The following is an 8,430-nucleotide window of genomic DNA, read 5'->3' as shown; positions in this document are numbered from 1 at the left end:
GCCGGGAACAGCAGGTCACCGGACTGCATCATCTCGTACAGGCGGTGGACACCCGTGGTGGTCTCCTCCGTCACGCCGCGGATCTCGGAGGCGAGCTGGGTCCACTTCTGGGGGGACTCGGCGAGCGTGCGGTTGAGCAGGGTCAGGATGTGGCCGTACTCCTCGGAGTCCGCCGTGGACGGGTCCGGGGCCGCGCCGGCCTTCTCGAACTCGACGCCCTTGTGGACGAGGAGGGTGGCGTCGCCACCGTCGTCGAGGATCATGTTCGGGCCGCCGGTGGGGGTGTTCGGCCAGGTCAGCGCCTGCTCCGTGCACCACCAGTACTCCTCCAGCGTCTCGCCCTTCCAGGCGAAGACCGGAACGCCCTGCGGGTTCTCCGGGGTGCCGTTCGGGCCGACGGCGATGGCGGCGGCCGCGTGGTCCTGGGTGGAGAAGATGTTGCAGGAGGCCCAGCGGACGTCGGCGCCGAGCGCGACCAGGGTCTCGATCAGGACGGCCGTCTGCACGGTCATGTGCAGGGAGCCGGTGATCCGGGCGCCGGCCAGCGGCTGCGCCTCGGCGTACTCCCGGCGGATCGACATCAGACCCGGCATCTCGTGCTCGGCCAGGGTGATCTCCTTGCGGCCGAAGGCGGCAAGGGAAAGGTCGGCGACCTTGAAGTCCATGGGTGCTGCTCCTCATGGGTCGAGAGGTGGGTACGGCTGAGCCGCGCACGGGCAAGCCGGTGCGCCGAGCACAGTCCGTCGCGGGGCCCTCTCTCCCCTCGGCCGGTCGCGAGGACCGCCCGACCGCCATCAGCAGCGACGCCTGACACTGATGACGAATCTACACCGGTCGGCGCGGCGGGCCCCAGCCCGCAGGGGAAGGAGTACCGCCCCGTTTTCGGACCGTACGACGGAGTGTTCGGGGCCTTTCGGACTTTTGATCCCCTCCTCGTCGGAGGCGTGCGGGCAGTGTCCGAATCGGTATGTGCGGACTTGGTGCACCAGGGCCCCGGCGGCGTCCGCCGTGCCGGCGTCGACCTACGATGCAAGGCAGGTACATCGGAAGGGACGAAATGACACACAGGCCAGGGCGCAGGCGCGGGATCGCGGCGATCGTCCTGCTGGTGCTCGGGGCGGTCATCCTGGGAGGGGTGACGGTGGCGAAGGCCGTCAACCCTCCGGCGCGGTACTCGGAGGGCAGGGCGGCCGGCTGGCAGATGGCGCCGACCTACACCGACGGGGAGAGCATCTACCTGGAGCCGGTGGCCGCAGGGAAGCTGCGCCGGGGTGACATCGTCCTCGCGTCCGTTCCGTGGTCCCTGCAGAAGACACAGATGAACCGGGTCATCGCCGTGGCCGGGGACCGGATCCGCTACAAGCCGAGCAGCAAGATCGCCGGCCAGTACCGCCTGGTGCTCAACGGGGAAGCGCTGGACGAGCCGTACCTGGAGCAGTGGAAGAACCCGTCGGCGGTGGCGTTCGACGTGACGGTGCCCGAGGGGTACGTGTTCCTGATGGCCGACAACCGGATGAACTCGGACGGCTCGCAGTACGCGAACAACGGGCCGGTTGCGGCGGACAGGGTCGTCGCGAAGGTCGTGATGTACCCGATGGCGAAGCTTGCCGTGTGGGGGCAGCTGGCCGGTGTGCTGGTGATGGTGGTCGGCGCGGTGCTGGCGTTCGCGGCCCGGCGGGCCGGGCGGCGGGCCCGGGCGGTGGCCGCCGTCCCCGCTCCGGCGGCGGTGCCCGTGGCCGTGGTGGCCGCGCCGGCCCAGTCTCCGGCGGCGTCCGGTGAGCGCGCGGACGTGCAGTCGTAGCGTCCCTCCGTACGGGCGAAGGCCCCCACGACTCCTAGGACCCAAAGGAGCCGTGGGGGCCTTCGTGTGTCCGGTGCCGGTCCGGCCGGTCAGCCGTCGGTCTTCGCCGCCTTGGAGGCCTTCGCGGCCTCGGGGTTGTAGATGTCCGGCTCCAGGTAGATCACGCGGGCGATCGGGACGGAGGCGCGGATGCGGGCCTCGGCGGCGTTGATGGCGTTGGCCACCTCGGTCGCGGTGTCGTCGTGCTGGACGGCGATCTTGGCGGCGACCAGGAGCTCCTCGGGGCCGAGGTGCAGGGTGCGCATGTGGATGACGCCGGTGACGGTGTCCCCGTCGACGAGCGCGGCCTTGATCTTCTCGACCTCCGCGGTGCCGGCGGACTCGCCCAGGAGCAGGGACTTGGTCTCCAGGGCCAGGATGACGGCGATGACGATCAGCAGGGTGCCGATGCAGAGGGTGCCGATGCCGTCCCATACTCCGTTGCCGGTGAGGAGGGCGAGGCCGACGCCGAACAGGGCGAGGACGAGGCCGACGAGCGCTCCGAGGTCCTCCAGCAGGACCACGGGGAGCTCGGGGGCCTTGGCGCTCTTGATGAACTGGCCCCAGGACTGACGGCCGCGGGTCTCGTTCGACTCCTTGATCGCGGTGCGGAAGGAGAAGCCCTCCGCGACGACCGCGAAGAAGAGCACGCCGACGGGCCAGTACCAGGCCTCGATGGGGTGCGGGTCGTGGATCTTCTCGTAGCCCTCGTAGAGGGCGAACAGGCCGCCGACCGTGAAGAGGACGATGGAGACGATGAAGGCGTAGATGTAGCGTTCGCGCCCGTACCCGAAGGGGTGTTGCGGGGTGGCCTCGCGCTTCGCCTTCTTGCCGCCGATCAGCAGCAGGCCCTGGTTGCCGGAGTCGGCGACCGAGTGGACGCTCTCCGCGAGCATCGACGAGGAGCCGCTGAAGAGGAATGCCACGAACTTGGCCACAGCGATGGCCAGGTTGGCGGCGAGTGCCGCCACGATCGCCTTGGTGCCGCCCGACGCGCTCATGGGTGCTGGATGTCCTTTCCTGGCCACTGACTACGGCCGCACATTGTTGCAGCCGCCCGTGCGGCCGTTGCCGTGTCAGACGACGACGGTGGCCCGGAAGACGGTGCCGTTTCCGGACAGTTCGACCGTTTCGCCCGCGGGGACGAACACCGACTCGCCCGGAACCAGGGCCAGTTCGCCGGCCTGCGCCGAACGCGCCGTGCACTGCCCGGCGGTGCAGAGCAGGATCTGCGGGGTGGTGCCGGGGAGGGTGTGGGGGGCGCCGCCGGGGGCCAGGGCGAAGCGGGAGAGGCGGAACTCGTCGATGGGGGTCTCGTAGACCTCCTCGCCGTCGGCCTCGGGGCGCAGGACGCCGGGGGCACTGGGCTCGAAGACGACGACCTTCAGCAGCTCGGGGACGTCGACGTGCTTGGGGGTGAGCCCGCAGCGCAGGACGTTGTCCGAGTTGGCCATGAGTTCGACGCCGAGGCCGTCGAGGTAGGCGTGCGGGATGCCGGCGCCGAGGAACATGGCCTCGCCGGGCTGGAGCCGGACGTGGTTGAGGAGCATGGCCGCGATCACGCCCGGGTCGCCGGGGTAGTCGTGGACGAGCCCGGCGTACGGCGCGTACGGGCCGCCGAGGCGCTCGGCGGCGGCCGCGGTCTCGGCGACGGTGTGGGCCATGTCCGCGCGGTCGGCTCCGAGGACGGCGGTGAGGACCTCGCGCAGGGCCGCCTCCTCGGGGTGGGCGCGCAGGAGGTCGACGTACGGCTTGAGGGAGTCGACGCCGAGGCCTTCGAGGAGGTCGGCGGCCTCGGCCGGCGGGCGGAAGCCGCACAGGCCGTCGAAGGGGGTGAGGGCGCAGATGAGTTCGGGCTTGTGGTTGGCGTCCTTGTAGTTGCGGTGGCCCGCGTCGATGGGGACGCCGCGCCGCTCCTCGTCCTCGAAGCCGGCCTTGGCCTGGGCGAGGTCGGGGTGGACCTGGACGGAGAGGGGGGCGCCGGCGGCCAGGATCTTCAGGAGGAACGGCAGGGACGGGCCGAACTTCGCGACGGCGGCGGGGCCGAGCTCGCCCTCGGGGTCGGCGGCGATGACGGCCGACAGGGTGGTCTCGCCGGCCCCGCGGTCGAGGCGGGAGGGGGCGCCGGGGTGGGCGCCCATCCACATCTCGGCCTGGGGCTCACCGGTCGGCTCGACCCCGAGGAGGGCCGGGATCGCGGTGGCGGATCCCCACGCGTAGGGGCGGATCGTGTTCGTCAGGCGGTCCATCGTCGTCTTTCTGGATCTGGTGCGGTGCGGGCACGGCTGTGTGCCTCAGCTCTGTCCCCGGGTCGCCAGCGCCAGGTAGGCGGTGGCGAAGTCGGTGACGGCGAGGAGTTCGGCGAGCTGTTCCAGTTCTCCGCCCTCCTCCGGTTCGAGCTCGCTGATGGCCGTGTCGTGGCTGAGGGCGAGCTCGCGCGCGGCCGGTGCGGCGGTGAGCCCGCCGGTGGGCCGGTCGCGCAGCAGTACGACGCGGGCGCGCAGGGCCTGGGGCTCCTCGACGCGGTCGCGGAAGAAGTCGTCGGGGTCGGCTCCGGCGGCGAAGGAGCCGGCGAGCAGCACGCCGTGCCGGGGCAGGGCCTCGGGGAGGTCGGCGGCGAGCGCGGGGCGGCCGGCGAGCTCGGCGAGGGTCGCGGCGAAGCGGCGGCCGGCCGGGCCGGCGCCGGTGCCCTCGCTCCAGATGAGGGGGAGGGAGTCGGCGAGCTCGGCGGCGAGGGTCTTGGCCGGGTTGGAGTACGTGGCGATGGCCGGGCCGCAGCGTTCGGCGGTGCGGTCGAGGCGGTCGGCGACGCCCTGGAGGGTCTCGGGGGCGGCCGCGATCAGCCCGACCTTGTCGAGGAGTAGCAGCAGCGGGGTGAGCAGGGCCCACAGGGCGCCGGGTCCGGCGGCGGCGGATTCGTCGTACTCCTGGTACGGGGCCTTGGCCATCGGTACGAGGAGTCCGTGGGCTCCGTCGACGCTCTCGCTGAGCGGCGAGCGCTCGGGGGCGACGGCGACGACGGTGCAGCCGCGCCGGTAGGCCTGGTCCGCGAGGACGCCGAGGCCCGGTTCGGTGCCGTCGGTGGTGGCGATGAGCAGCAGGTCCACGGGTCCGGCCCAGCCGGGCAGGGTCCAGCGCAGCGCCCCGGAGGCGTGCGCGACGCCGGTGGGGTGGAGGCGGATGACGGGGGCGGAGGCTCCGGCGAGCGCTCCGAGGAGGTCGGCGACGCCGATGGCGGCGGTGCCGGGGCCGGCGATGAGCACGGCACGGGGGCGGCCGTCGGGGCGCAGGTCCGCGAGGCCGGCCTCGGTTGCGTGCCGGGCGGCGGTGCGCACCCTGGCCCCGGCCTCGGCGGCGCCGCGGAGCAGGCCGCGGCGGTCGGCACGGGCGAGATCGTCCGGTGCGTCGAGGAGTGACTCGTCGAGCATGGGGGCCTCCGGCGGTGTTGACGGATCCAGGCTGGTCGAGCGGTGGGGCCTGGTCAGGCGGGGCGGCGGGCCTCGTCGACGAGGAGGACCGGGATGCCGTCGCGGACCGGGTACGCGAGGCCGCAGTCCTGGCCAGTGCAGATCAGCTCGGGGGCGGTTTCGTCCGCCGAGTTGTCCTGAAGGGGGGCGTGGCAGGCGGGGCAGGCGAGGATCTCCAGCAGGCCGGCTTCGAGCGGCATGGGGCGGTTTCCCTTCGGGGGTTGCGGGTTGGGCGAGGTCAGCGTACCGCCGAGTCACTGGGCGTGCGGCTCAGCGGGTCGGCGTGCGCCCGCCAGGCAGGGGGCCCGCCCAGGCCGGGTGGTCCCGCCCAGGCCAGGTGGTCCCGCCCAGGCCAGGTGGCCCCGCCCAGGCCAGGTGGCCCCGCCCAGGCCAGGTGGCCCCGCCCGGCGGGATGGCCCCGCCCGGCGGGATGGCCCCGCCCGGCGGGATGGCCCCGCCTGGCGGGGTCACGCGTCGTTGGGTGCGGCGCCGTTGCGGGGGTTCTGCCGCCGCACCCCCGCGCCCCGATCGCCGGCGGGGATGATTTCGCGCGGCGGGGCGGGTCGCGCCCCGCCGCACGGAGGCGTTCTGCTAGGCGCGGACGAGCGCCAGGACCTCGTCGCGGATCTTGGCGAGGGTGGCCTCGTCGCGGGCCTCGACGTTGAGGCGCAGGAGCGGCTCGGTGTTCGAGGGGCGGAGGTTGAACCACCAGTCGGCGGCGGAGACGGTGAGGCCGTCCAGCTCGTCGAAGGTGACGCCCTCCTGGCCGGCGTAGGCGGCCTTGACCTCGGCGGTGCGGGCGACCTGGTCCGCGACGGTGGAGTTGATCTCGCCGGAGCCGACGTAGCGGTCGTAGGAGGAGACCAGGTCGGAGAGCGTGCCGTCCTGGCCGCCGAGAGCCGCGAGGACGTGGAGCGCGGCGAGCATGCCGGTGTCCGCGTTCCAGAAGTCCTTGAAGTAGTAGTGCGCGGAGTGCTCGCCGCCGAAGATCGCGCCGGAGGCGGCCATCTCGGCCTTGATGAAGGAGTGGCCGACGCGGGTGCGGACGGGGGTGCCGCCGTTCTCGCGGACGACCTCCGGGACGGACCAGGAGGTGATCAGGTTGTGGATGATCGTTCCGGTGCCGCCGTTGCGGGCCAGCTCGCGGTCCGCGACCAGGGCGGTGATGGCGGACGGGGAGACGCCCTCGCCGCGCTCGTCGACGACGAAGCAGCGGTCGGCGTCGCCGTCGAAGGCGAGGCCGAGGTCGGCGCCCTCGGCCTTCACGCGGGCCTGGAGGTCGACGATGTTCTTCGGGTCGAGGGGGTTGGCCTCGTGGTTCGGGAAGGTGCCGTCCAGCTCGAAGTACATCGGGACGAGGTCGAGGGGCAGGCCTTCGAAGACGGTGGGGACGGTGTGGCCGCCCATGCCGTTGCCCGCGTCGACGACGACCTTCAGCGGGCGGATCGCCGTGAGGTCCACCAGGGACTTCAGGTGCTCGGCGTAGCCGGCGAGGGTGTCCTGCTCGGTGATGGTGCCCGGGACGGTGCCGGCGGGGATCTCGGGGGCGCCCTCGTCGGTCCACTTCTCGGCGAGCTCGCGGATGGTGGCGAGGCCGGTGTCCTGGCCCACGGGGGCGGCGCCGGCGCGGCAGAGCTTGATGCCGTTGTACTGGGCCGGGTTGTGGGAGGCCGTGAACATGGCGCCGGGCAGGTCGAGCTTGCCGGAGGCGTAGTACAGCTGGTCGGTGGAGCACAGCCCGATCAGCGTGACGTCGACGCCGCGGGCGGCCGCGCCGCGGGCGAAGGCGGCCGACAGGCCGGGGGAGGAGGGCCGCATGTCGTGGCCGACGACGATGGCGCTCGCACCGGTGACCTCGACGAACGCCGCGCCGAACAGTTCGGCCAGCGGCTCGTCCCACTCGTCCGGTACGACGCCGCGTACGTCGTAGGCCTTGACGATGTTCGAAAGATCTGCGGCCACTGCCTGCCCTCCTGAGGATTACGTGCGGTGGGGCAAACCTACCTTGTACGGAGAGTGGCTTTTCAGACGATCCGGGTGTCAGGAGTCGGGCGAACGCAGGACGCGCAGGTGTCCGCGACGCGTCTCGCCGGGCGTCGGCGCGCTCCCGGAGGAGCCTCCCGCCTCGGCCGCGCGCTCGGGCGGACGGGCCGCCTCACGGACGGCGTTGGCCAGGGCTTCGAGGTCGTCGCCGCTGGGGCGGGACGGCCCGGAGCCGTCCGACAGGCGGACGACCTCCCAGCCGCGCGGGGCGGTCAGGCGCTCGGAGTGCTCGGCGCACAGGTCATAGCAATGGGGTTCGGCGTAGGTGGCGAGCGGACCGAGAACTGCGGTCGAGTCGGCGTAGACGTACGTCAGTGTGGCGACGGCAGGGCGGCCGCACGCGGTGCGCGAACAGCGACGTACAAGGCTCACGACGTTGGACGGTACCGCACTCTTGACCGGGCCGCGACGACTCGCCCCCCGGCCACTCCCCCGTGTCGTGTCCGCGGGGCGGTGACGAACAGGGGCACCGAGTCCGTAATGGTGCGCGATCTTGGCCGGATCGTTCGGGGTGCGACACCGCCGCGACACCAGGTCGTGACCGGATCGAGGCCGTGGCGCGCCCTCCCGCGCGGGCTACCCTGCCGGGGTGACGGACAGTTCGCTTCCTCCCCGCCCCGGACCCGACGCGACGGCCCCCCGGGAGCCCAGAATCCGGCGGCGCGACCGGCACGGCCGCGGGATGCGCGGGCCGCTGGCCCCGCCCCAGGTGCCGCTGTCGGCGAGCCGGGCGGAGCTGTTCGGCGACCTCGTGCGGGATTCCGTGGAGCGGCTGGAGCGACGCTGGCCGCAGCTGGACGAGGTGGAGTTCGTGATCGCGGACGTGCCCGGGCCGCCGGGCGGTCCGGACGCCGGCTGGAACGACGAGGCGGTGCCGCTGGGCGGCCTGGTGGAGGCCCGCGACGGGCGGCCGCCGCGGATCGTGGTGTTCCGGCGGCCGGTGGAGATCCGTGCGAAGACGCGCGACGAGCGGGCCCTGCTGGTGCACGAGATCGTCGTGGAGCAGGTCGCGGAGCTGCTGGGGCTCTCGCCGGAGACGGTCGACCCCCGCTACGGGCAGGACTGAGTCCTGCTGAGCGG

At 73.0% G+C, this 8,430-nt stretch carries 9 protein-coding genes; 2 read left to right on the top strand and 7 right to left on the bottom strand.

The features are described 5' to 3' along the window. A partial coding sequence (locus tag ACFY15_RS26850) for an adenosylhomocysteinase (protein WP_390826160.1) occupies window positions 1–665 on the bottom strand: 665 nt, incomplete at its 3' end. Between the two features lie 392 nt (window positions 666–1,057). On the opposite strand from ACFY15_RS26850, the gene lepB reads away from it, so the two are divergent. Further along, window positions 1,058–1,801 carry a signal peptidase I gene (lepB, locus tag ACFY15_RS26845; RefSeq protein WP_390826159.1) on the top strand — a complete coding sequence of 248 codons (744 nt, stop codon included), beginning with the start codon at window positions 1,058–1,060 and terminating at the stop codon, window positions 1,799–1,801. Between the two features lie 89 nt (window positions 1,802–1,890). Here the strand turns inward: lepB and ACFY15_RS26840 are convergent, their stop codons facing one another. From ACFY15_RS26840 to ACFY15_RS26815, 6 genes are all read right to left on the bottom strand, one after another. Further along, window positions 1,891–2,841: a cation diffusion facilitator family transporter gene (locus ACFY15_RS26840; RefSeq protein ID WP_390690473.1), complete on the bottom strand. Its 951-nt coding sequence runs from the start codon at window positions 2,839–2,841 to the stop codon at window positions 1,891–1,893. Window positions 2,842–2,916: 75 nt separating this feature from the next. Further along, window positions 2,917–4,089 (bottom strand): mannose-6-phosphate isomerase, class I, encoded by a 1,173-nt coding sequence (manA, locus tag ACFY15_RS26835; protein ID WP_390826158.1) that lies wholly within the window; start codon window positions 4,087–4,089, stop codon window positions 2,917–2,919. A gap of 45 nt (window positions 4,090–4,134) precedes the next feature. After that, window positions 4,135–5,268, bottom strand: a complete 1,134-nt coding sequence (locus ACFY15_RS26830; RefSeq protein ID WP_390690471.1) for an SIS domain-containing protein — start codon at window positions 5,266–5,268, stop codon at window positions 4,135–4,137. Between the two features lie 53 nt (window positions 5,269–5,321). Continuing rightward, a complete protein-coding gene (locus ACFY15_RS26825) occupies window positions 5,322–5,507 on the bottom strand; it encodes a Trm112 family protein (protein WP_351829954.1) in 186 nt (61 codons plus the stop codon). Between the two features lie 391 nt (window positions 5,508–5,898). Further along, entirely contained in the window at window positions 5,899–7,269 is a 1,371-nt protein-coding gene (locus ACFY15_RS26820) for a phosphomannomutase/phosphoglucomutase (protein ID WP_390690470.1), read from the bottom strand. Between the two features lie 78 nt (window positions 7,270–7,347). Continuing rightward, window positions 7,348–7,722 (bottom strand): DUF3499 domain-containing protein, encoded by a 375-nt coding sequence (locus ACFY15_RS26815; protein WP_042818885.1) that lies wholly within the window; start codon window positions 7,720–7,722, stop codon window positions 7,348–7,350. 217 nt (window positions 7,723–7,939) lie between these two features. Here ACFY15_RS26815 and ACFY15_RS26810 point away from each other — a divergent pair, with 217 nt between their 5' ends. After that, window positions 7,940–8,416, top strand: a complete 477-nt coding sequence (locus tag ACFY15_RS26810) for a metallopeptidase family protein (RefSeq protein ID WP_390690469.1) — start codon at window positions 7,940–7,942, stop codon at window positions 8,414–8,416. The last annotated feature ends 14 nt before the right edge of the window (window positions 8,417–8,430 follow it).

It is taken from the genome of Streptomyces sp. NPDC001373 (assembly GCF_042895815.1).
In the GTDB taxonomy this organism is placed as follows: Bacteria; Actinomycetota; Actinomycetes; order Streptomycetales; family Streptomycetaceae; genus Streptomyces.
The sequence above is the reverse complement of the archived record's forward strand: the minus strand, read 5'-3'. Positions and strand labels throughout refer to the sequence as shown.